The organism is Bradyrhizobium sp. Crot121, from assembly GCF_059512385.1.
In genome coordinates, this window is record NZ_JCAMOR010000001.1 from 431,008 (window position 1) to 452,545 (window position 21,538).

A 21,538-nucleotide genomic window follows, 5' to 3' on the forward strand; every position below is an offset into this window, starting at 1 on the left:
GCCGCCATGAAGAACAAGCTCGTTTCACTCGAGGCCGCGCTGGCCCCGATCCCGTCCGGCGTGACGCTGGCGATCGGCGGGAGTCTGCTGCGCCGCCAGCCCAATGCGGCCGTCCGCGAATTGATCCGCCGCGAGATCAAGGACCTCACCTTGATCACATGGGCGACCACCACCGCGACCGACATGCTGGCGGCGGCGTGCGCGATCCGGCGCTGGGAGGGCATCTATGCGGGGATGTTCAGCCACGGCCTCGCGCCCAATTTCAGGCGCGGCGTCCAGAGCGGGACCATCACGGCGCGCGACTTCTCCGAATGCGCGATCGTGGCGCGTTTCCGCGCGGCCGCAGCGGGGCTTGCCTTCATGCCCGTTCGCTCGCTGCTCGGCTCCGACATGGCGGCGCGCAATCCGGAGCAAATCCGGCCGATGACCTGCCCCTTCAGCGGGGACAAGCTTCATGCAGTCGCCGCAGCCGACGCCGATTTCACCATCATTCACGGTTACGCCGGCGACTGCTACGGCAACGTGCAGTGGCCCGTCGTGCGCGACAGCGACGACATCGACCAGCTCATGGCGAGCGCCGCCAAACGGCTCATCGTCACCGTCGAGAAGATCATTCCGCACGAGCACGTCAAGGCGCAGCCGACCCTCACCTATATTCCGGGACAGTGGGTCGAGGCCATCGTCGAGGTCCCGCAAGGCGCGCATCCGGCGGCCTGCGACTCCATCTACGACGAAGACGAAGAGCACCTGCGGCTTTACCTCGAGCACGCCAAGACCCCCGAAGGCATGACGAGCTACCTCGACCGCTTCGTCCGCACACCACGGACTCACGACGAGTACCTTCACGCCAGCGGCGCTTCCGCCCGCCTCCCGTCCCTTTCCGTTCAGCAGGGCTGACGCATGAACACGCTTACCGCCACCGGCTTCACCGTCAACGAACTCGCAGCCTGTATCATTGCGCGCGAAATCAGGGATGACGACCTGATCTTTGTCGGCGTCGGCACCAACGGACGCGCCTTCACGCTCGCCGTCGGCATCCCGCTCACCGCGTGTCGGCTCGCGCAACTACGCCACGCGCCCGGCGCGACGGTCTACTGGGGCAACCTGTTGGATCCGGACCTCTCCAGCATGCCCGACAATCTCCGCCAGGACAGCCTGACGCGCTGGCATGCCGCGGCCTGCCCGGCCGACACGGGCTTCAAATGCGACATGCTTGGCCGCGGCCGCTTCGACGTCTCGTTCGAGTCCGCGGCGCAGGTCGATCGCCACGGCAATCTCAACATCACCGCGATCGGCGATTATGCAAAGCCGGATGTACGGCTGGTCGGCTGCCTCGCCCAGCCCGAGCATCTGGCCTTTGTACGCCGTCCCATCATCGTGGTGGACCTCGACAAGCGTACGTTCGTGGAGCAGGTCGATTTCGTGACCAGCGTCGGCCACCGGGTGCGGGGCACTCCGCGTCGGGAATTTGGCCTGCCAGGGCCGGGCCCGGCGCTCGTCGTCACCGACAAGGCCATCTTCGACTTCGGGACCGACGGCGCCATGCGCCTGCGTTCGCTGCATCCGGGCGTGACGCTCGATGACGTGCGCTCACGCATGGGCTTCGCGCCGACCATTCCCGGAAAGATCCCCGTGACGGAGCAACCGTTGCCCGAGGAGTTGCGCCTGCTGCGCGGGGTGATTGATCCACGCGGCGTATTGATGCGGGTTTGAGCGCCCCCGAATAATGTGGCACGAACGTGCCGCGGGGCGGCGCCGTCGCCCCGTGCGCGTTCGGCGCTCACTTCAGCCGAGCCAGTCCGCCACCACCTCGCTGGTGTGCTCTCCGATCGACGGCGCCCGCCGGCGGATGCTGTTCGCGGTCTCCGAGAGCTTCACGGTGACCCCGTGCATCGGCACATTGCCGTCGGGATAAGCGATATCGACGATCTGCTCGCGATGCTTGAGCTGCGGATTTGTGACCACTTCGGCAATGGTGGCGACCTTCCCGCACGGCACCTCGGCACGCGCCAGCGTCTCGACCACGTCGTCGGAGTGGTGCTGGGCGATCCAGCCGGCGATGGTGGTTTCGATCGCGTCAGCGTTGGCCATACGTGCAGCGTGCGTGGCGAACCGATCATCCGAGAGCAGGTGCTCGAGACCGGCCGCCTTGCACAAGCGGGGAAACAGCGCATCATTGCCGGCATTGAAGTGAATCCAGCGCTCGTCCTTGCAACGATAGTTGTTGGCGGGCGCAGAATAGCGGTCGCGCGCGCCCTTGCGCGTGGCCTCCGTTCCGAACAGCGCGTATTCGGGAATGGCGGTCAGCAGCAGGGTCACCGCGCTGTCCAATAGCGCAGCGTCAACCACCTGCCCTCGTCCTGTCCGCTCGCGCGCCTGCAAGGCTCCGAGCGCACCGACGGTCGCGTAGAGGCCGGTCACCTGATCGACGACGAAGGCGCCTGAAGGGACCGGCTTACCGCCGGCCTCGCCCGTGATCTCCATCAGGCCGCTCATGGCCTGCGCGATGACGTCGAAGCAGGGGCGCTGCGCATGCGGTCCGGTCTGTCCGAAGCCGGAGATGCGCACCATGATCAGACGCGGATTGATGGCGGAAAGCTCCTCGTAGCTGCATCCCATCTTCTCGAGGGTGCCCGGCCGGAAATTCTCGATCAGGATGTCCGCTTTGGCGGCGAGGTCGCGCAGGAGCTGCTGGCCCTCGGCGCTGCGATAGTCGAGCGCAAGGCTGCGCTTGTTGCGATTGAACATCATGACATAGAGACTCTCGCCTCCGATCTTTGGCGCAATCGCCCGGGCATCCTCACCTTTGCCGGCCCGCTCCACCTTGACGACGTCGGCGCCCATGTCGCCCAGCAGCATTCCGCAAACAGGTCCCGCAATGAAGCGCGACAAATCGAGGACCTTGATCCCCTCAAGCGAACCGGCCATTTCCTCTCCTTGACTGGAATTATACGGCTTCTTTCTTGCGCTTCCTGCCCGCCGCCTGGGGGGCGCGCGCGGTGGACCCGCGGACCACGAGGCCCGTCGGGAAAATCTGCTCGCGTGCCGGCGACGGACGCTGATTGCGGATCCGCTTCATCAGCATCTCCGCCGCGGCCGCGCCCATGGTGCGCTTCTGCAGATGGATGGTGGTGAGATCGATACGACGGAAGGAAGCGAGCTGGATGTCGTCGAGACCGACAACCGAGAGATCGCTCGGCACCTTGATGCCGAGCTCCATGGCCGCCTCGATCACGCCCATGGCGTTCAGGTCGTTGCTGGCCATGATCGCGGTGGGGCAATTGGGCAGAGACAACAAGCGCAGGCCGGCGTCATAGCCGGTCGGCAAATTGTAGTCGCCGTTGAAGATGAGTTCGGCATCCCGGTCCAGCTTCAGGCGGCGGACCGCGGCCTTGTAGGCCTCGAGCCGTTCGGCGGCGGTCGAGGAGTCCATGGGACCACGCACGAAGCCGATGCGGGTATGGCCGAGACTGGCGAGATGATCGACCGCCTGGGTGATTCCGCCGACATTGTCGGAACCGACATAGTCATCCTCGTGGCGCGGACTGCGCCGCTGGACCAGCACAAACGGCGTCCCCGAATCGAGCAGCTCGCGAACGCGCGGCGTATCCGTGTATTGGGAGATCAGCACCATGCCATCGACCTGGCTGTCGAGCAGCGCGCGCATATGCCAGATCTGCTTCTCCTCATCGCCATCCGTGTTGCAGAGAAGCAGGCTGCACTTTTCGCGGATCGCCACGTCCTCCACGCCACGGACGAAATCCGGAAAGGCCGGGTTGGCGACGTCCGCGATCAGGACGCCGATGGTGAAGCTGCGCTGCATCCGGAGCGCCCTGGCCACGGCAGACGCACGATAGCCGAGACGCTCGGCCGTCTCCTTCACCAGCCGCCGGGTCTCCTCGCTCACATGCTGTTTGCCAACCAGCGCGTTGGAGACGGTCGAGAGGGCGATGCCGCACTCGTTGGCGACATCCTTGATCGTTACGCGCTTCTTGTCTTTCATGTCTCAGGCTCTCCGACACCCATGCACCGTTCGGCAGCAATAGCGGCCGGCCGGGCTTCGTCCAGATTCAGACCCTGAGAGAACGCACATCGCAAGCAGATTAAGTCCGCAGTTGACCCCGGCGTCATAGCACGTGTAGCTTGCAAAACCAAGAAACGTTTTCGGAAATCGTTTCGTGGCTTGTCAGGCCGACACGGAGGATGCGAATGACCCCAGGCATGAGCGGCGCGGCCCTTCTTGAAGCGCGTGGCGTCAGGAAATCCTACGGCCCGGTCCATGCCTTGCGGGGCGTCGACTTCCGCATCCGTAAAGGCGAGACCATCGCGCTCGTCGGCGACAATGGCGCGGGCAAGAGCACCTTCGTCAAGATACTGTCCGGCGCCATTCAGCCGACCGGAGGAGAAATCCTGTTCGACGGCCGCCCTATCGCGATCTCCTCCACGGAGGTGGCGAGGAATCTGGGAATCGAAACCGTGTACCAGGACCTCGGCCTCTGCGACAATTTGAGCGTCGCCGACAACATATTTCTGGGCCGGGAAAGGACCTGGGGGATCGCTCCGCTGCGTTTCCTGGACAAGCGCAGCATGCGCGCGGCGGCTGACCATGCGCTGAAGGGCCTTTCTGTCAACGTGCCGCGCGCCGACGCCAACGTTTCCGGTCTCAGCGGCGGCCAGCGCCAGGCCGTTGCGCTGGCCCGCACCAAACTATGGAAATCCTCGCTCGTGCTGCTCGACGAGCCGACTGCCGCGCTCGGCGTGCAGGAGACCAAGCGAGCGATGGACGCCGTGCGGAAGCTGCAGGAACAAGGCATCTCCATCGTGCTCATCAGCCACAACATGCCGCTGGTGATGGAGATGAGCCACCGTGTGGTGGTTCTGCGGCATGGGACCAAGGTGGGCGACGTGCCGACCGCCTCCGTCAATGGCGACGATATCGTGTCGCTGATCACCGGCGCCCGCCAGACCTGGATCGAGGCGGCCTGAGCGCCTTACGGACAAGACCCCCAGCATGGTGCAAACGCCGTCGAAACTCGTCTCGCTGGCCGAGGCCGCGCAATCCGTCGTGAGCGGCGCATCGCTGACCGCCGGCGGCTTCGCGCATTCCCACCAGCCGCTCGCCTTCACGCGCGAGCTCATCCGGCAAGGGCACTCGCGGCTCACGCTGATGAGCGTGGCAGAATGCTGGGTCGCAGAATTCTTGGCCGCCGCGGGCATGCTCGAGAAGGTGTATTTCTCGAACTTCATGTTCGAGGGCTACGGCCGCTGCCAGCGTTTCTCCAAGGCGGTGGAGGCCGGCACCATCGCGGTCGAAGACCATAGCCATTTCGGCATGGTGTCGCGCCTGATGGCGGCGGGGCTCGGCTTGCCGTTCATGCCGATGAAGGCGATGGCGGGGACGGATATCCTTGCGGTCTCCGGTTTCGAGCCGGCGGCGCACAAGGCCAAGCGCCTGGAGTCACCCTTCGGCAACGGCATCGTCACCGCCGTCTCTCCGCTCAAGCCCGACGTAGCCATCATCCATGCCGCCCGCGCCGACCGGCTCGGCAATGCGCAGCTATTCGGGACAACGTCGGTGATCGAGGAGCAGGCGCGCGCTGCGCGACAGGTGATCGTCACCGTCGAAGAGATCGTGGATACCGACGTCATCCGTCGCCAACCGGAACTCACGCTGCTGCCGGCGCTGATGGTCGACATGATCGTCCATGTGCCGTACGGCGCGCATCCGACGGGAGTCTACGGCTACTACGACCATGACGCCCCTCATCTTGCCGACTACTACGCGGCGTCGCGCTCGGAAACTGATACGGCGGCCTGGCTTGACCGCTGGGTGCATGGCCTCCCCGATCATTATGCCTATCTGGACGCCCTGACGATGTCCCGGCTGCTCCGCCTGCGCGTCGACCCCGCGTTGGGTTACCTGCGTGAGGTCTGCCATGACTGACGTCAGCCGCGACGAATACATGGCCGTCGCTGCCTCGCGCGAGATTCGCGACGGCGACACCGCCTTCATCGGGACAGGCCTGCCCATGGTGGCCGCCTATCTCGCCAAGGCGACGCACGCGCCGCGCGTCAACCTCGTGTTCGAGTCCGGCATCATCGATCCCCAGCCTGTCGATCTCGCCACCGGCGTGGGCGACTATCGGCTTGTGCACGGCTCTACCAAGGTCGCGGGCACGTTCTATGCCCTCAGTCTGCTGCAGCAGGCGAAGGTCGACATCGGCTTTCTCGGCACGGCCGAGATCGATCCTTACGGCAACCTCAACTCCACGGTGATCGGCCCCTACGACCGGCCGCGGGTCCGGCTGCCGGGCAGCGGCGGCGCCAACGACATCGCCAGCATGGCGAAGCGCTTCGTGGTGATCGCGCGCCTCGATCGCAAGCGCTTCGTCGAGAAGGTGCAGTACCTGACGACACCGGGTTTCCTCACCGGTCCTGGCGCACGCGAAGCTGCGGGCTTGCCGGGGGCCGGCCCGGTCAGGGTGATCAGCGATCGCGCGGTCCTTGGTTTCGATCCGGCCTCAAAGCGCATGCGCGTGGAACGGCTCTATCCCGGGGTAACTCTGGGCGAGGTACAGGAGCACATCGCTTTTGCGATCGATGCGGCTCCAACGCTCGAAACCGAACCGAAGCCCGACACTCATTTGCTCCGCCTATTGCGCGAGGTCATCGACCCCGACGGGGTCTATGTCGGTCGCGACGAGCGCTGAGCCCATCCGAGGATTCCCGCCAATGTCCGCAGGACACAAAGTCGTTTCGCTCGCCGATGCAATCGGCCTCATTCGCGACGCCGACTGTGTTGCCCTTGGCGGCCACGCAGGGCGCAGGCCGCCGATGGCGCTGGTGTGCGAGATCATCCGGCAGGGCCGCAAGGACCTTCGTTTAGTGTCCTGGGACAAGAGCCTGGCGCTCGAACTCCTCGTTGCTGCAAGTTGCGGCGCGAGTATCGCGGCCAATGACATGGAGACTCGGGATCGCATCCGCGCCATCGCGCTCGGGTTGCCCTTCACATCGGGCACGTGGGACTCCCATTTCCGCACATTGCGGCCGGATTTCGTGCTCCTGCATGCGCAGTGGGCCGATGCGGACGGCAACGTTCGCTTCGCGCTGGATCAATGGGAGCCCGAACTCCCGGACCTGCTGCTCGCGAAGACCGCGACAAAGGTGATCGTGTCCGTCGAGCAGGTCGTCAGTCGCCAAGCTATCGCCCGGCGCCCGACCGATCCCTTTCTGTCCGGCGAAGCCGTCGCCTGCATCGTCGAAGCGCCTTACGGCGCGTATCCCGCCGCCTGCGACACCCGCTACGAAGCGGACCACGCAGCGGTTGGCGAGATCGCCGAAGCGACGCGGTCGGACCAGGCCCTACGGGTCTGGCTCGATACGCATGTCTTCAAGCCGGGCGATCACTGGGCGGCCATCGATGCCGTCGGTTCGCGACGGCTGCTCGGCATCACGACCAACCGGGTGTTGCGGGTCTGATCCCCGACAACACGGCGGTCGGCTAAGACATCAGATCGGATCCTTCCAGACGTTCTCGCTTCCGTCGATGCGGATGTCGATCAGGTAGAAGCGGCCCGAGGCCTTGCCTCGGGCAATCGCGGCAGCCAGATCGGCGGGATTGGCAACCTTCTCACCGTCGCCGCCCATGCACTTGGCGATGCCTGCATAGTCCACGTCGCCGAAATCCACGCCGATGTAGCGCTGGCCGTGGAAGTGCAGCTCTTCCTGCTTGATGTTGCCGTACGCCATGTCGTTCATCACGATCAGCGTGAACGGCGCCTTTTCGCGCACGGCAGTCTCCATGTCGCCCATGCTCATGCCGAGCGAGCCGTCGCCGACGACGGCGATGACGTCCTTGCCCGGTCCCGCAAGCTTGGCGGCGATCGCGGCCGGCAGGCCGAAGGCCATGTTTCCGTAGCCGACCGGCTTCATGTAGGCGCCGGGCGTCTTGATCGGCAGCATATGCGTCCAGACGCCGGGGTTGCCTGCATCGGCAACAATCACCGTGTTCGCATCAATCGCTGCGCCGAGCGTCTGCATGACCCATTGCGGCTTGATCGGCCGCGACGTCGCGTAGGCCGGGGCGAAGACGTCCTTGCGCCAATCCTCCCGCAGCCGCCTGGCCTGAGCGAGCCAGTCTGCGCGCGCGGCGGCATTGGCCGATACCTTGCCCTGCAGCGCCCCTGCGAGCCGCCGCAGCGCATCCGTTGCGTCGCCGATCACGCCCACGGCGACCGGGTAATTGCGGCCGACGATCGCCGGATCGAGATCCACCTGCACGATGTTCCGCGTCAGCGGCAGCGTCCAGCGCGAGGTCGACGCTGCATTCATGCTGTTGCCGACGACAAGGATGCAATCCGAGTCCTGCAGCAGGTGTTTGGAAACCTTGGTACCGAAGCGGCTGCGCGGGCCAAAGCATAGATCGTGGTCGCCGGGCACGGCAGAGATGCCGTTGAAGCTCGTCACGATCGGCGCACCGAGCAGTTCGGCCAGCTTCAGCGCGGCCTCGCCGGCCCGCGCGATGATCGCGCCGCGACCAAGCCACAGCACCGGTTTCCTGGCGACGGCCAGCGCCTGGGCAGCCGCCGCGATGGAGGCATCAGGCGCGACCGGGCGCTCGTTGAACCGGTAATTCTGCGGGTCGATCGGCTCGAACGCGATCTCGCCGCCCTCGACCGCATCGCGGGCGAAATCGAGCAGAACGGGGCCGGGATTGCCGGTCGTCGCCACACGGAAGGCCTCGCGCACCGCCTGCGGAATCCCCTCGCTGTCCGGCACGAAACGGCTCAGCTTGGTGAACTGCCGAAACAGTGTGATGTGATCGGCATCCTGGTTATCGTCCTGGCCGATGTGCCGGCGCCGATTGTTGCAGGTGATCACCACAACCGGACTTGAATCGCGGTGCGCACCGCCTACGGCGGTGATCAGGTTGGTAGCCCCGGGGCCGGTGGTCGCGAGGCAGACGCCGGGCTTGCCGGTGAGACGGCCGTAGGCGTCGGCCATATGTGCGGCAGCGCGCTCATCGCGCGTCGTGATGAAACGGATGCCGGGCTCGTCATAGAGCGCGTCCATGATCGAGAGCGTTTGGCCGCCAGGTACGCCGAAGATGAACTCCACACCTTCGAGCTTGAGGCATTGGACGACCGCACGTGCGGCTCCGATCTTGGCTCGCGCGGGCTGTGAAGTCGTCATCTGCTGCACTCCTGACTGTCTTTGAGATCCGCGGCCGTCTTGGCCATGGCAGCGACGCGTAGCAGAAAAAAACGTTTTCGGAAATCGTTTTTTATGTCTTTATGCCAGCACGCCAAAACCGACGTACGGGACCCATGAATCTGCCCGCCTCTCCCGCCGCCATCTCCTTCACAGGATCGAGTCATAATGCGAGGTGACCTGATCCTCGCCATCGACGCCGGCACCAGCAGCACGCGGGCCACGCTGTTCGACGCGACCGGCGTGCGGCTCGCACATGCCAGCCGCCCCTTCAGCGTTGCGCTTCAGGCCTCGTTCGCCGAGGCCGATCCTGCATCGCTGTGGGCAGCGGTCGTCGAAACGGTCCGTGATCTCGGCGTCGATCGGGAGCGCATCGCCGCGATCGGCGTCACCGCCGCGATTGGCATGGTGCTCACGGACGCGCACGGGCTGCCGCTTGCTCCCATCTGCACCTGGCAGGACCGGCGCGCGACGCGTGAAGCTGTCCTCATCGAACGTCGACTTGGCGCCGCAACGGTCTATGGCATCTCCGGTCGCCGGATCGCCCCCGAGCTGACCGGGCCGCTGCTGCTCTGGTTCCGCGATCATCAGGCCGACGTCTTCGCCAAAGCGCGCCTCATGCTGACCATGAAGGACTGGCTGCTCATGCGGCTTTGCGGCGAACCCGTCTGCGATCCCGCGGGCGCTTCCTATTCGCTGCTGTTCGATGTCGGGCGGTGCGCCTGGAGCGAGGACTTGATCGCAGCGCTGGAACTGCCGCGCCACCTTTTCCCCGAGATACGCGACGGCACCGCGATCGCCGGCCGGCTGACCCGGGGCGCGGCGAATGCGCTGGGGCTGCTGGATGGAACACCGGTGGTGGTCGGCGGCCCTGACGGCACCGTCGGCGGAATGGGAGGCGGCATGGTCGAGCCCGGCATTGCCGTCAACGTCATGGGCACCACGGACGTCATCTTTGCCTGCGCCGATCAGCCATGCTTCGATCCGGATCGCCGCCTGGTCCTCAATCGCTTTCCTGTCGGAGAGGCCTGGTGCATCGGCGGTCCTATGGCCGCTACCGGCGGCGCGGTCGCGTGGCTTGCTGGCGTGCTCGGCGCCGACTTGCCGACGTTGACGGCCGAAGCCGCCGCGATCGCCGCCGGCAGCGACGGCCTGATCTTCTCACCGATGCTGGCGGGCTCGCGGACGCCGCGATGGGATGTCACCGAACGTGGCGGCTTGATGCGACTAAGTTTCGAGCACGGACGCGGGCATCTGTTCCGCGCCGCGCTCGAAGGCGTAGCGATTGAGGTCGCAGAGGTCTTCGATGCGCTCGCGACCGCGGGCATGCCGGTGCGCGAGATCCGCGCCGTCGGCGGTGGGGCCGAGTCGTCGCTGTGGCTCGAAATTCGCGCCGCCCTGCTCGGCAAGCCGCTCATCGTACCTGAAATCGCCGAGGCTTCGGCGCTCGGCGCCGCCATGCTGGCAGCCGTCGGCGTCGGACTTCATGCCGACCTTCGGGCGGCTAGCGCCGCGATGGTCCGAATCCGCGAGAAGATCGAACCGGCGCCCGATGCGATCGCCGCCTACGCTCATCTCAAGAAGCAGTATCTCGCCTACCGCCAACACCTCGACAGACTTCCGGTTCAGGAAGCAGGAGATCTTTGACATGTTCAGTGCGCTACAGGGATTGAAGGTCCTCGACGTGTCGCGCTTCATCGCCGGCCCGTTCTGCGCGATGCAGCTTGCCGATCACGGTGCTGATGTCGTCAAGGTGGAGCGCATCGACTCGGGCGAGGACACCCGCGAGAACGAGCCGAAGCTTGGCGGCGAGAGCGTCTATTTCATGACCTATAACCGCAACAAGCGCAGCTTCGCGCTCGATTTCCGCAAACCTGAGGCCCAGCAGGTGCTGCGCGAGCTCGCCGGCAAGGCCGACATCCTGATCGAAAACTTCCGTCCGGGAACGATGGAGCAGATGGGCTGCGGCTGGGAGGCGCTGCATGCGCTGAACCCGCGGCTCATCATGGTGCGCATCTCGGGCTTCGGACAGACCGGGCCTCTCTCGCAGCGCCCCTGCTTCGACGTGATCGCGCAGGCGACGAGCGGATTGATGGAGCTCACCGGCGACCCGAACGGCCCGCCGACCATGGCCGGCACTTTCGTGGTGGATTACACGACCGCGCTCTACGCCACCATCGGGGCGCTCACCGCGCTTGCCGCCCGCGAGCAGACCGGCAAGGGCCAGCTCGTCGAAGCCACGTTGCTCGAAAGCGCAGCCAGCCTGTTGATGACGGCGATCCCCGAGCAGGCCGTCTTCGGCCGCAGCATGAGCCGCCAGGGCAACCGGGACCGCTACACGTCGCCGGTCAACACCTTCAAGGGATCGGACGGCGCCTGGGTGCATATCGCCTCGGGCACCGATCCGCTGTTCCAGCGTCTGGTCAACGCAATGGGACGCGAGGACCTGCTGCAGGATCCGCGCTTCGCCACCGTCAAGGCGCGCGTGGCGAACGCATCCGCGATCGAGACCGAAGTCCAGGCCTGGGTTTTCAGACACACTGCCGACGCCGTGGTCGAGGCCATGGACCGCGCCGGGGTGCCCTGCGCCAAGGTCTCCACGATGACTGACGTGGTCGAGAACCCTCAGCTCAAGGCCCGCAACCAGATCCTGACGGTCGATCATCCGCGCGCCGGCGCATATCCGACCCACGGCATCACGGTCACGCTGCGCGAGACACCGGGCGCCGTGCGCCGACCTTCTCCGCTGGTCGGCGAACACACAAGCGAGGTGGCCGCCGAGTGGCTCGGCTGGTCCCGCGAACGCTGCGATGAATTGATCGGAAAGCGCGTGATCGGATGAGGGACTCGCGACGCCGACCTTGGACCTCGGATGCCGATCAGACGTTCGCCCCGCGACGCCCCGCCGCGCTGGCCGACCCTGCAGCCGGAACAGCGGTCTTAGCGGTTGACGTTTGCGAGAGGGCCTGATCAAGTAGGATACAGAAACGTTTTTCGGAAATCGTTTTCGGAGTAGCAGCCCTACGGCGGAAACGTTAAGGGCCGATGCCCCCGCCAAGGGCCGGCCCTTATCGGGAGGGAATCCATGTTCACCATGCGTTGGCTCAAGGCCGCCATGCTCGCGCTCGTTACGGCCGTCGGGCTTGCGGGAGCGATGCCTGCACAGGCTCAGGACAAGATTACGATCGGCGCCATCATCTACGCGCGCGACTCGCAGTACTGGCAGCAGATCGAGCGCGGCATGCGCGACGCGGCTGCGAAATACGGCGCGACGATCACGTTCGGCCTCAACCAGCGCAAGCTGCCGACCGAGGGCCAGGTGATCGAGGACTTCGTCACCCGCGGGGTCGACGTGCTGATCATGCCGCCGCTCGACAAGCAGGGTTCGGTCGCATCCGCCCGCCGGGCCAAGGACCGCAACATCATGGTCGTCGAATACGACACCCGGCTCGAGGATTCCTCGATCGCCAGCCACTCGATCGGCGTCGACAGCCACGAACTGGCCGCCGCGGTCGGCAAGGAGCTGCGCAAATATCTGGAGAGCAAGGGCGGCCAGCCCTCGATCGGCATCATCACACTGCCGCCGATCAACGCCAACATGCAGCCCCGGCGCCAGGGCTTCCTGTCCGCTCTCGAAGGCTTGAAGTACGAGACTGTCGCCGAGGTCAGCGGCGCCACCCCCGAGGAGGGCGCCAACGGCCTGGAGAACATCCTGCGTCGCAAGCCCGACACCACGGCCATCTGGGCCTCCAACGCCGGCACGCTCGCCGGAGCGGCAGCCGCAGCGCGCCGGGCCAACACGCAGACCAAGCTGTACGGTATCGACATGAGCCAGGATCTCGCCCAGATGCTGCTCGATCCGTCGAGCGCGGTGGAGGCGATCGCCGACCAGCAGCCTTACCGCATCGGCTATCTGACCGTCGAAACCGCGGTGAAGGCCAAGCGCGGCGAAAATCAGCCGCGCTACGTCAACGTGCCGGTGAAGCTCTACACCAAGAGCGATCAGCAACCCGTGAAAGAATATCTGGACCTCGTGCGCTCCTTGTCCAACTGAGGCGAGGCACGGAGCTCCTTAGAAGCCCCTCACAATCTTCCTGCGAGAACCCATGTCCATGAACAGCACGCTCGCCCAACCTCGCGAAGGCATCAGTCCGGCGCGACTAAAGGCGGCCCTGGCCTCCTGGCGCGCCGAGATCGGCGTCGGCATCGCGTTGGCGGCACTCATCATCTACTTCTCGGCGACGGCTTCGAATTTCCTGACCGTCGCCAACTTCGCAACGCTCCTCACGCAGACTTCGGTCGTCGCGATGATCGCGGTCGGGATGACGATGGTGATCATCGCAGGTGAGATCGACCTGTCAGTGGGAGCAACCGTTGGCCTTGCCGGAACCGTGATGTCGCTCCTGGTCGTGAAGCTCGGCTGGTCGCTCGTCACCGCAAGCGCGCTCGCAGTCGGCATCGCGGTCCTCATCGGCGCCTTCATCGGCGCGCTGCGCGTGATCTGGGCGATCCCGTCCTTCATCACGACGCTGGGGCTGCTGTCGGCGCTGCGCGGCGTCGCGTTCTACATTAGCGACGGCCTCACCATCGGGCCGATGCCGAAGGCGCTCGATGGTCTATGGTATGGCTCCGTTCTCGGCCTGCCTACACCGGTCGTTCTCATGGCCGGCACGATCGGACTTGGCTGGCTGCTGCTCTCGCAACTGCGCTTCGGGCGGCACCTCTATGCCGTCGGCGGCAACCCGATCACGGCCTCGCGCTACGGCGTGCCCGTGCGCGCCATCCGCATTGCCGTGTTCATCATCGTCCAGGTGCTCGCGGCGATCGGCGGCATCATGCTCGTGTCGCGGCTGAACTCGGGCAGCGCCACCGTCGGCGAGCACATCGAACTCGACGTGATCGCCGCGGTCATCGTCGGCGGAACCAGCCTGAACGGCGGATATGGTCGCCTCGTCGGCACCGTGCTCGGCGTCATGTTCGTCGCCGTGCTGCGCAATGGCATGGTCCTCGCCGGTATCGACCCCATCGTGTTCCTGATCGCCCAGGGCCTCGTCATCATCCTCGCCGTCTGGTGGAGCATGCTCCGCCGGCAGCGCACACGTGCGGACGGATTTGCATGAGCAAAGCTCCCCTTGCCTCGAAGTTGATCACCCTGCCGGAAGCCGCCGGACGCGTTGTCGACGGTTGCCGGCTCGCTCTCGGCGGCTTCGCCGTCTATCAGAAACCAATGGCCTTCGTGCGCGAGCTGGTCCGCCAGGGCCGGCGCGACCTGACGATCATCGGATCTGCCCACTCCTTCGATGTCGACATGCTGGCAGGCGCCGGCTGCTTGAAGAGGGTCGAAACATCCTATGTGGGGCTGGAGAAGCACGGCCTGGCACGCAATTATCGGCGCGCCGTGGAAGGCGGACGCCTCAAGGTCGTCGACTATCCCGAGATGGCGTGTTGGGACCGCTTCCGCGCCAACCAGGATGGCTTCGACTTCTGGCCGGCCAAGTTTCTGGGCGGCAACGATGTCGTCACCTACAACGACGAGATCAAGGAATTCCCCTGCCCCATCACCGGCCGCAGGCTGCACGCTTTCCCGGCGGCAAATCCCGATGTGGTGGTGATCCACGCTATCGCGGCCGACGAGCAGGGCAACATCGTAACGCCGGCGCGGCGGCTGCTGCCGCAGAGCGGCGACGTGCTGATGGCCCGCTCGTGCGAGCATGTCATCGTCACCGCAGAAAAGATCGTCGCAAAATCCTTCATCAAGCGGCACGCCCGTTTCGTCGAGCTGCCCTCCTATCGGATCAGCGCCGTGGTCGAGGTGCCGTGGGGATCGCATCCGACGCCGACGCTGGGGCGATATCTGGCCGATGATACCCATCTCGATGCCTATGTGGCGGCCTCTGCAAACGACGGCACCTTCGCCGCCTACCTTGATGATTGGGTCCGCCGGCCGGTGGACCACTTCGCTTATCTGGACAAGCTCGGCGCCGCCCAGCTTTCTCGCCTCGCCGACCTCGGGAGCCTTGCATGACCGCGCCCGCCACCCTCAACGAAACGCTCGCCGTCGCACTGGCCCGCAGCTTTGCCGATGCCGAGGTCGGCTTCACCGGTCTCCTCACGGGGGCCGCGGCGGCCCTGTTCGGGACCGGCATCCCGCTTGCGGCCATGGAGCTCGCCAAGCGCATGCACGCACCGAACCTGACCATCCTGCTCGCTGGCTGCTATCATAACCCGGACTTCAGCGAGATCGACCGGCTGCCCGACTCCGAGCACAGCGCGATGCTGCGCGACCTGCCCTGCGAGTCCCAGATGGTCGACTATCCCGGCCAGTTCGTGCTCAAACGCGGCGACGTGAGCTTCGGATTCAGCAGTGCGGTACAGGTGGACCGCGTCGGCAACATCAACAGTGTTTGCGTCGGTCCGCACGACCGGCCCAAGGTTCGCCTCGTCGGCCCGATCCTGCAGCCCGAGCATATGACGCTGTTCCGGCGGGAATATGTGATGATGCCGCACCATGACCGGCGCAACTTCGTCGAGAAGGTCGATTACGTCTCCGGCGTCGGCTATCCGGGAGGGATCGAAGGACGCAGGAAGCTCGGCCTCGACTGGGGCGGCCCCTGCATGGTCGTCACCCCCAAATGTCTGTTCGACTTCGACCGCGAGGCCGGGCGCATGAAGGTCCGCTCAATCCACCGCGGCGTCAGCCGGCAGGAGCTGCAGGACGCCACCGGATTCGACCTCGGCGACCTTTCATCGGTGCCCGAAACCGAGGCGCCGACGGCCGAAGAGCTGCACAACCTCCGCCGCGACGTGGATCCGCGCGGTGTCCTGATGCCCACCCTCTGAGGGATACAGCCGAACGCGATCAGACACCGCATCGACGGAATCGATCGGGAAGGATGTAATCGATTCAGAGCGTTTTCGAGCGAAGTGGACACCGGTTCGCGTGAAGAAAACGCGTCAAAACAAGAATTTAGAGCTTCGGTTCTGATCCAATCAGAACCGAAATGCTCTAGGTCGTCAGGGCGCCGGCGTTGGCTGTAGACTTTCCCGCAGCGCCTTCTTGTCCGGCTTGCCGAGTGACGTCAGCGGAATGTCCTGACGAAAGTGAATCGCCTTCGGCGCACAGACCGGTCCTTTCGCCTGCCGAACCCAGGCGATCAGGTCGGCCTCCGATGCGGTCATATTTTCGCGCAAGACCACGACGGCGGTAACGGCTTCACCCCACACGGGGTCGGGTAGCCCAATGATGGCTGCAGCGGAAACGGCCTCGTGTGCAGTAAGGACGTCCTCGACCTCCGAAGGATAAACGTTGAAGCCACCGGTGATGATCATGTCCTTCGATCGACCGACGATGTAGAAGAAGCCGTCGTCGTCGCAGCGCGCCAAATCGCCGGTATGCAGCCAGCCGTCGCGAAAGGCATGGGCAGTCTCCTCCGGCCGATTCCAATAGCCCTCCATCACTAACGGTCCGCGGACACAGATCTCACCCAACTCTCCTGCACCGACCTGCCCTCCCTCCTCGTTTAAAAGCGCGACCTGGCTATTGCCGATTGGGACCCCGCATGAGGTCAGCCGTCGATTGTCGATGGAAAGATGATCATCTCTTCGCAAGACTGTCACGGAATTGGGGGCCTCGGATTGCCCATAGAGTTGCATGAAGATCGGGCCAAAACGCTCAATCGCTTCGCGCAGGCGGACGGGTGTCATCGGTGCGGCCCCGTAGATCACAAGTTCGAGGCCGATGTCCCGGACGTCATGAGACGCCGCGTGGTCCAGCAGTTTGTAAATCATGGTCGGCACGAGGAAGGTGGCGGAAACGCCATACGACCGTACGACCTCGAAGAATCCTTCCGGCGAGAAACCGTTGGCCATCACGACGGTGCCGCTCAAGACCAGGACGGGCAACAGGCAGCCACCCGCGCCATGACTGATGGGCGTCGTCGCGAGGAAGACCGGCGCTCGCGGCCACTCCCACTCCGCCAATTCCGCCATCGTCATGGCGACGTGCGTGCGATGACTGTGCATCACTCCTTTCGGCCGCCCCGTCGTACCGCCGGTATAGATCAGCCAGCAGAGATCGCTCGGCCTCGCATTCGAGACCAAGTCGCGCGCGGGAAACGATCCGGCTTCGGCAAGCACGTCGACCGCGGTTTCGCTGGGCCCCAGTGCCATCGCCTCGACGCAGCGAACCCGCGAGACGATCGCACGTGCACGGTCGGCGAATGTCGCGGGGTCGAAGAAGAAGGCCTTTGCGCCGCTGTCCTCGAGCATGAAAATCTGATCTTCCGCGGAAGCAAGCGGATGGAGGTTAGTCAGACGTGCTCCCGAGAGATAACACGCCGCACCGATCAGAAATGCTTCCATGCTATTGCGAGACAGACAGGCGACACCGTCGCCGCGGCGGACTCCGTGCCGTTCGAAGACCTGCAACATGCGCGAGAGCAGCGCTCCGAAGTCACGATAGGTCGTTCGCTTGCCATCGGAGATGAACGCCGTTCGATCGCCGCCGCGCCTGATCGCCCTGATGAGAATGTCACCCATCGTGGACGATGCGTGAAGTTGATCCATCGATTACCTTTCCGCCATCTGCCGGGCCATGACTAGGATGCTCGCTCGTAGACGATGACGGCGGCGAGCGCCTCTTCGAGTCCGATCACGCCGCCACCGTTCTCCTGGAGGGCAATACGTGCATTCGGGACTTGTCGGGCCCCCGCCTCGCCACGCAACTGGGCCACCAATTCGAAGCACATGGACAGGCCGGTGGCGCCTATTGGATGACCTTTGGAGACCAACCCGCCGGATGTGTTAATGGGTAGCGCGCCGCCGATCTTCGTCGCGCCGCTGGCTACGAATTGTCCTCCCTCGCCGACGTCGCAAAAGCGCAACATCTCGCTCTGATAGATCTCGCAGAAGGAGGTGGCATCATGTACCTCGGCAACATCGACGTCGCTGGGTTTGATGCCCGCCATCGCGTAGGCGCGATCGGCCGCCGCTCGCGAAAGGCTTGGTTCGTCCGGGAGGCGATACTTGCCGCCAGTCACGGCCAGCCCTCGGATCAGAACGGCACGGCGCTGCACCTCCGCGGGCTGGGCGCGAAGGAACGTTTCCGAGCAAAGCAAAGCCGCAGCGGCACCGTCTCCGATCGGCGCACACATCGATCGTGTCAGCGGGTCCGAGACCATCCTGTCGCCAAGGACCTGTTGTGGAGTCATTTCGAAGCGATATTGCGCATTTGGATTGAGCGCGCCGTTGCAGTGGTTCTTTGCTGCACCGATTGCGATCTGCTCGGCGGTGGTTCCGTAGAGCTGCATATGCAGCCTGGCCTGCATCGCGTAGGTGTCCATCGCTACCGTGCGGTCAGGAGATCGCTGGAATGGCTTTCCCACTTCGCGACCGATCTGCGCGTAATGTTCCTCCCACTCCTGCGGATCGAAACTGTCCAATCCGCGCTCGAACTCCGCGAGCATGGCGGCCTGATTATCTGGATCGTAGAGTTTCTCAACCCCAAGGGCGAGGGTGAGATCGGCATCGCCGGCGCGAATCTCCTTAAAAGCTGCGGCTAACGCCAGGCTGGCGGTGGCACAGCCGCCTTCCACGTTCACGATCGGCGCCCGTTCCGGAAACCAGCCCTCGCGGACGAGCGGAATGAAGCACACGTTGCCGCGCGCAGAGGCTTGTCCCCAGTAATGCATGAGACAATTGCCGAACCAGGCGGCTTCGATGGGCGGGCATTCCTCAAGCTTCGCGTCCGACAGCGCCCCGAAATAGGCGTCTCGCGTGAGCTGTTTGAAGGACTTGTCCGGCCATCGCCCAAACGGGGTCGCATAAGCCCCGAGAACATACACATTGTTGGTCAAACGATCGCTCCTCATGATGAAGGTTGTTCGCGTGCCACTGCGTGCTGGCGCGCTGCGCATTCGACTAGCCGCGTTTCGCGACCAGGGGGCAGGTGCTTTGGTCCAGGGGACGGAATGCCTTGTCGCCGGGAGTAGCCGAGAGTATCTTGAAGAGATCCCACTCTCCCTTCGATTCTTGCGGCTTCTTGACCTGGAGCAGCAGAATGTCATGCAACATGATGCCATCGGCACGAACGCGCCCATCGGGCACCATCGGATCCCTGACCGGAAGTTCGCGAATCTTGTTTGCGATCGCCTCGCGATCGTCACTGCCTGCCGCTGCGACGCTCTTGAGATAATGCAGCGCGGCCGAATAGACACCCATTTGGACCGAGGTCGGCATGCGGCCTTGACGCTTTTGGAAACGTTCCGCCCAGGCGCGGGTTTCCGGCGTGCGATCCCAATAGTAGCCGTCGGAAACGATCAGCCCTTGCGCCTCTTTCAGACCCACGGCGTGAGCGTCGGTGAGGTAGAACAGTCCGGTCGCCAATCTCTGGCTTTGCGTGATTCCGAACTCGTTTGCCTGTTTGACAGAGTTGATGGTGTCGGAACCGGCGTTCAACAGGGCGACCACATCGGCCTTCGAAGCTTGCGCCTGCAATAGAAAGGACGAGAAGTCCGCCGTGTTCAGCGGCGTCTTGACGGATCCCACCACGGTGCCGCCGCTGGCTTTGATCGCCGCCGTCAGGTCTGCTGAAAGCGCCTCGCCCCAGGCATAATCCACCGGAAGGAAGAACCAGGACTTCCCCCCGCTTTCGGTAACTGCGCGGCCCATGGCGTTGGCGAGTGCGTAGCTGTCGTAGACCCACATAAATCCGTACGGCGAGCACGCCTCGGCGGTGAACTTTGAAGTGCCGCCCCCGGCGGCGATCAGAATTCCGGACTTGTTTCTGACGATGTCCTGAATAGCGAGCAGGATTCCGGAGTTCGGAACGTCGAGGATAAGGTCGACTTGCTCGACGTCGAGCCATTTGCGGGCAATGGATGTCGCTACGTCGACCTTTTGCAGGTGATCGGCCGAGATCAATTTCACCGGTTTGCCGAGCACGCTTCCGCCGAAATCTTCGATCGCCATCTGCGCTGCTACGACCGAACCTTTTCCCGAGCCGTCGGCGTAGGGTCCGCTCTGATCGTTGAGCACCCCTATGGTGATGCCGTTTGGCCCTGCATTTGCGGGCGGCGCCGCCAGCACTGCAACAAGAACCGCAATCGAAGCCGTCCAAAATTTCCAGTTCACAATTTCCTCCCATCCTAACAGCTCTGTTGTTTTTGCTCGAAGCTGTCGTGCGTTCCTGCCCCAAGTGGCGACAGAACGACTGTCTCCAGCCTAAGGCCGGTCACGGCACTGAAACCTGCGACCGGATGGCGACAGATACCCCAATAATTTATATAGTACAAGTTTATTGTGATATTTGGCGTTGCGGGACGTCTGGCTGGGACCTAGATTGTCGGTTAAGGAGGTGGCGGATTCACAGGGATGGTCGGTTTGGTGAAGCAGCAGAATTCCTCTCACGCCTCTAAGGCGCAGTCAGAAGTCCCAGCCGATCTTCGCAAAAAGACTCTGAAGGCGTTTTTGCTGCATTTCTTCGCCAACGTGATTCTTGCCGCAGACGCCGAAGCCGCACTGGAGCCCTACGGTCTCACCCGCCTGCACAATCGTGTGTTGGTTCTGACCGCGATGAATCCGGGAGCGACGGTCAGTGATCTCTTGCGTGCGATGCGTGTGTCGCACCAGAATTTGAATCCGACCATGCGGCAACTCGTCAAGGACGGCCTGCTGATCGCGAAGATTGGCGAAGAGGACCGAAGGCAGAAACGACTCTACCCTACGGCCAAAGGCCGCAAACTTGTTCAGACAGTGCTCCGCCGGCAATTCGCGCGCCTGGAGGCCGCTTTGGCCGATTGCGGCCCTGATGCGACGAATGCGTTCCTCGCCGTGCACGAGAAGCTTGTAGACAAGGACGATCTGAGATGGGCAGAGCGGCTTGCGGAAGATCCCTCTGGACTCGCAGATGTTTGATACCAAGGACGGCTTGGCCGGCCGGCCCGACGTGGCTTCTCCGCTCCGTCCAGAGCCTGCAATGAGAGGATTGACTTCGGCTCAGACAACCTCCTAGATCACGACTGACGGTTCCCCTTACGGGGATCAAAAGGGAACGCGGTGCGGGGACTTCTCCTCTATGCCGCGGCTGCCCCCGCAACTGTGAGCGGCGAATCTTTCGTCATGCGCCACTGGGAGCCTCGGTCCTGGGAAGGCGACGAAGGGTTGGGACCCGCAAGCCAGGAGACCTGCCGTCAGCCGTGGTCACACGCAAAAATGTCGGTCGGGGAGTACAGACATTGTTTTCGTCCGGCGTGCCATAGGCACGTTCGAGCGAGACCTCGTTTGCGGTGACGTGCCACTGACGTCATACCGAGGTCTGCTCGTGCTCTCT

General features: G+C 64.2%; 19 protein-coding genes and 1 riboswitch. Of the genes, 13 read left to right on the forward strand and 6 right to left on the reverse strand.

Annotated elements, in window-relative coordinates:
• Positions 1-6 precede the first annotated feature (6 nt).
• Both AC5ZGW_RS01950 and AC5ZGW_RS01955 read left to right on the forward strand, forming a co-directional pair.
• Entirely contained in the window at positions 7-897 is an 891-nt protein-coding gene (locus AC5ZGW_RS01950; RefSeq protein WP_130223202.1) for a CoA transferase subunit A, read from the forward strand.
• 3 nt (positions 898-900) lie between these two features.
• Complete coding sequence (locus AC5ZGW_RS01955) at positions 901-1,713, forward strand: CoA-transferase subunit beta (RefSeq protein WP_130223204.1); 813 nt, start codon at positions 901-903, stop codon at positions 1,711-1,713.
• Between the two features lie 72 nt (positions 1,714-1,785).
• On the opposite strand, the gene AC5ZGW_RS01960 is transcribed toward AC5ZGW_RS01955, so the two are convergent.
• Both AC5ZGW_RS01960 and AC5ZGW_RS01965 read right to left on the reverse strand, forming a co-directional pair.
• Positions 1,786-2,928, reverse strand: coding sequence for a CaiB/BaiF CoA transferase family protein (locus AC5ZGW_RS01960; protein ID WP_130223206.1), 1,143 nt, complete (start codon positions 2,926-2,928; stop codon positions 1,786-1,788).
• 19 nt (positions 2,929-2,947) lie between these two features.
• Positions 2,948-4,003, reverse strand: coding sequence for a LacI family DNA-binding transcriptional regulator (locus AC5ZGW_RS01965; RefSeq protein ID WP_463328134.1), 1,056 nt, complete (start codon positions 4,001-4,003; stop codon positions 2,948-2,950).
• Positions 4,004-4,209: 206 nt separating this feature from the next.
• Between AC5ZGW_RS01965 and AC5ZGW_RS01970 the strand changes: the two genes are divergently transcribed.
• The 4 genes from AC5ZGW_RS01970 to AC5ZGW_RS01985 are packed head-to-tail and all read left to right on the forward strand — an operon-like array spanning position 4,210 to position 7,479.
• On the forward strand, positions 4,210-4,986 hold the full coding sequence (locus AC5ZGW_RS01970; RefSeq protein WP_245474518.1) for an ATP-binding cassette domain-containing protein: 777 nt from the start codon (positions 4,210-4,212) through the stop codon (positions 4,984-4,986).
• Between the two features lie 25 nt (positions 4,987-5,011).
• The gene (locus AC5ZGW_RS01975; protein ID WP_130223210.1) at positions 5,012-5,944 is read left to right on the forward strand and encodes a CoA transferase subunit A; all 933 of its coding nucleotides are present in this window, start codon (positions 5,012-5,014) and stop codon (positions 5,942-5,944) included.
• Positions 5,937-6,710, forward strand: a complete 774-nt coding sequence (locus AC5ZGW_RS01980; RefSeq protein WP_130223212.1) for a CoA-transferase subunit beta — start codon at positions 5,937-5,939, stop codon at positions 6,708-6,710. The genes AC5ZGW_RS01975 and AC5ZGW_RS01980 overlap by 8 nt, the downstream gene beginning before the upstream one ends.
• 22 nt (positions 6,711-6,732) lie before the next feature.
• On the forward strand, positions 6,733-7,479 hold the full coding sequence (locus AC5ZGW_RS01985) for a CoA transferase (RefSeq protein ID WP_165435046.1): 747 nt from the start codon (positions 6,733-6,735) through the stop codon (positions 7,477-7,479).
• Between the two features lie 30 nt (positions 7,480-7,509).
• Here AC5ZGW_RS01985 and AC5ZGW_RS01990 read toward each other — a convergent pair whose 3' ends face one another.
• The gene (locus tag AC5ZGW_RS01990; RefSeq protein ID WP_130223216.1) at positions 7,510-9,192 is read right to left on the reverse strand and encodes a thiamine pyrophosphate-binding protein; all 1,683 of its coding nucleotides are present in this window, start codon (positions 9,190-9,192) and stop codon (positions 7,510-7,512) included.
• A 186-nt stretch (positions 9,193-9,378) separates the two neighbouring features.
• On the opposite strand from AC5ZGW_RS01990, the gene AC5ZGW_RS01995 reads away from it, so the two are divergent.
• From AC5ZGW_RS01995 to AC5ZGW_RS02020, 6 genes are all read left to right on the forward strand, one after another.
• On the forward strand, positions 9,379-10,857 hold the full coding sequence (locus tag AC5ZGW_RS01995) for a xylulokinase (RefSeq protein ID WP_130223218.1): 1,479 nt from the start codon (positions 9,379-9,381) through the stop codon (positions 10,855-10,857).
• A 1-nt stretch (position 10,858) separates the two neighbouring features.
• On the forward strand, positions 10,859-12,052 hold the full coding sequence (locus AC5ZGW_RS02000) for a CaiB/BaiF CoA transferase family protein (RefSeq protein ID WP_165435047.1): 1,194 nt from the start codon (positions 10,859-10,861) through the stop codon (positions 12,050-12,052).
• A 243-nt stretch (positions 12,053-12,295) separates the two neighbouring features.
• Positions 12,296-13,264, forward strand: coding sequence for a sugar ABC transporter substrate-binding protein (locus AC5ZGW_RS02005; protein ID WP_130223222.1), 969 nt, complete (start codon positions 12,296-12,298; stop codon positions 13,262-13,264).
• Between the two features lie 52 nt (positions 13,265-13,316).
• Entirely contained in the window at positions 13,317-14,330 is a 1,014-nt protein-coding gene (locus tag AC5ZGW_RS02010) for an ABC transporter permease (protein ID WP_130223224.1), read from the forward strand.
• On the forward strand, positions 14,327-15,235 hold the full coding sequence (locus tag AC5ZGW_RS02015) for a CoA transferase subunit A (protein ID WP_130223226.1): 909 nt from the start codon (positions 14,327-14,329) through the stop codon (positions 15,233-15,235). The genes AC5ZGW_RS02010 and AC5ZGW_RS02015 overlap by 4 nt, the downstream gene beginning before the upstream one ends.
• On the forward strand, positions 15,232-16,050 hold the full coding sequence (locus AC5ZGW_RS02020) for a hypothetical protein (RefSeq protein WP_130223228.1): 819 nt from the start codon (positions 15,232-15,234) through the stop codon (positions 16,048-16,050). The genes AC5ZGW_RS02015 and AC5ZGW_RS02020 overlap by 4 nt, the downstream gene beginning before the upstream one ends.
• A 174-nt stretch (positions 16,051-16,224) precedes the next feature.
• On the opposite strand, the gene AC5ZGW_RS02025 is transcribed toward AC5ZGW_RS02020, so the two are convergent.
• From AC5ZGW_RS02025 to AC5ZGW_RS02035, 3 genes are read right to left on the reverse strand one after another with little or no spacing between them, the layout of a single operon-like run.
• Positions 16,225-17,775 (reverse strand): AMP-binding protein, encoded by a 1,551-nt coding sequence (locus AC5ZGW_RS02025; RefSeq protein ID WP_130223230.1) that lies wholly within the window; start codon positions 17,773-17,775, stop codon positions 16,225-16,227.
• A 32-nt stretch (positions 17,776-17,807) separates the two neighbouring features.
• Positions 17,808-19,124: a thiolase family protein gene (locus tag AC5ZGW_RS02030; RefSeq protein ID WP_349645049.1), complete on the reverse strand. Its 1,317-nt coding sequence runs from the start codon at positions 19,122-19,124 to the stop codon at positions 17,808-17,810.
• A 4-nt stretch (positions 19,125-19,128) separates the two neighbouring features.
• Positions 19,129-20,340, reverse strand: coding sequence for an ABC transporter substrate-binding protein (locus tag AC5ZGW_RS02035; RefSeq protein WP_130223234.1), 1,212 nt, complete (start codon positions 20,338-20,340; stop codon positions 19,129-19,131).
• 240 nt (positions 20,341-20,580) lie between these two features.
• Here AC5ZGW_RS02035 and AC5ZGW_RS02040 point away from each other — a divergent pair, with 240 nt between their 5' ends.
• The gene (locus tag AC5ZGW_RS02040) at positions 20,581-21,123 is read left to right on the forward strand and encodes a MarR family winged helix-turn-helix transcriptional regulator (RefSeq protein WP_130223236.1); all 543 of its coding nucleotides are present in this window, start codon (positions 20,581-20,583) and stop codon (positions 21,121-21,123) included.
• Between the two features lie 91 nt (positions 21,124-21,214).
• Positions 21,215-21,414: riboswitch (cobalamin riboswitch) on the forward strand.
• Positions 21,415-21,538 lie beyond the last annotated feature (124 nt).

What these genes read in the sequence shown, in the direction of transcription:
- AC5ZGW_RS01960 (WP_130223206.1), bottom strand. Translation starts at nt 2,928, where the DNA reads ATGGCCGGTTCGCTTGAGGGGATCAAGGTCCTCGATTTGTCGCGCTTC.
- AC5ZGW_RS01985 (WP_165435046.1), top strand. Translation starts at nt 6,733, where the DNA reads ATGTCCGCAGGACACAAAGTCGTTTCGCTCGCCGATGCAATCGGCCTC.
- AC5ZGW_RS02030 (WP_349645049.1), bottom strand. Translation starts at nt 19,124, where the DNA reads ATGCGCAGCGCGCCAGCACGCAGTGGCACGCGAACAACCTTCATCATG.
- AC5ZGW_RS01980 (WP_130223212.1), top strand. Translation starts at nt 5,937, where the DNA reads ATGACTGACGTCAGCCGCGACGAATACATGGCCGTCGCTGCCTCGCGC.
- AC5ZGW_RS02000 (WP_165435047.1), top strand. Translation starts at nt 10,859, where the DNA reads ATGTTCAGTGCGCTACAGGGATTGAAGGTCCTCGACGTGTCGCGCTTC.
- AC5ZGW_RS01995 (WP_130223218.1), top strand. Translation starts at nt 9,379, where the DNA reads ATGCGAGGTGACCTGATCCTCGCCATCGACGCCGGCACCAGCAGCACG.
- AC5ZGW_RS02010 (WP_130223224.1), top strand. Translation starts at nt 13,317, where the DNA reads ATGTCCATGAACAGCACGCTCGCCCAACCTCGCGAAGGCATCAGTCCG.
- AC5ZGW_RS01990 (WP_130223216.1), bottom strand. Translation starts at nt 9,192, where the DNA reads ATGACGACTTCACAGCCCGCGCGAGCCAAGATCGGAGCCGCACGTGCG.
- AC5ZGW_RS01975 (WP_130223210.1), top strand. Translation starts at nt 5,012, where the DNA reads ATGGTGCAAACGCCGTCGAAACTCGTCTCGCTGGCCGAGGCCGCGCAA.
- AC5ZGW_RS02040 (WP_130223236.1), top strand. Translation starts at nt 20,581, where the DNA reads ATGGTCGGTTTGGTGAAGCAGCAGAATTCCTCTCACGCCTCTAAGGCG.
- AC5ZGW_RS01970 (WP_245474518.1), top strand. Translation starts at nt 4,210, where the DNA reads ATGACCCCAGGCATGAGCGGCGCGGCCCTTCTTGAAGCGCGTGGCGTC.
- AC5ZGW_RS02025 (WP_130223230.1), bottom strand. Translation starts at nt 17,775, where the DNA reads ATGGATCAACTTCACGCATCGTCCACGATGGGTGACATTCTCATCAGG.
- AC5ZGW_RS01950 (WP_130223202.1), top strand. Translation starts at nt 7, where the DNA reads ATGAAGAACAAGCTCGTTTCACTCGAGGCCGCGCTGGCCCCGATCCCG.
- AC5ZGW_RS02020 (WP_130223228.1), top strand. Translation starts at nt 15,232, where the DNA reads ATGACCGCGCCCGCCACCCTCAACGAAACGCTCGCCGTCGCACTGGCC.
- AC5ZGW_RS01965 (WP_463328134.1), bottom strand. Translation starts at nt 4,003, where the DNA reads ATGAAAGACAAGAAGCGCGTAACGATCAAGGATGTCGCCAACGAGTGC.
- AC5ZGW_RS02015 (WP_130223226.1), top strand. Translation starts at nt 14,327, where the DNA reads ATGAGCAAAGCTCCCCTTGCCTCGAAGTTGATCACCCTGCCGGAAGCC.
- AC5ZGW_RS02005 (WP_130223222.1), top strand. Translation starts at nt 12,296, where the DNA reads ATGTTCACCATGCGTTGGCTCAAGGCCGCCATGCTCGCGCTCGTTACG.
- AC5ZGW_RS01955 (WP_130223204.1), top strand. Translation starts at nt 901, where the DNA reads ATGAACACGCTTACCGCCACCGGCTTCACCGTCAACGAACTCGCAGCC.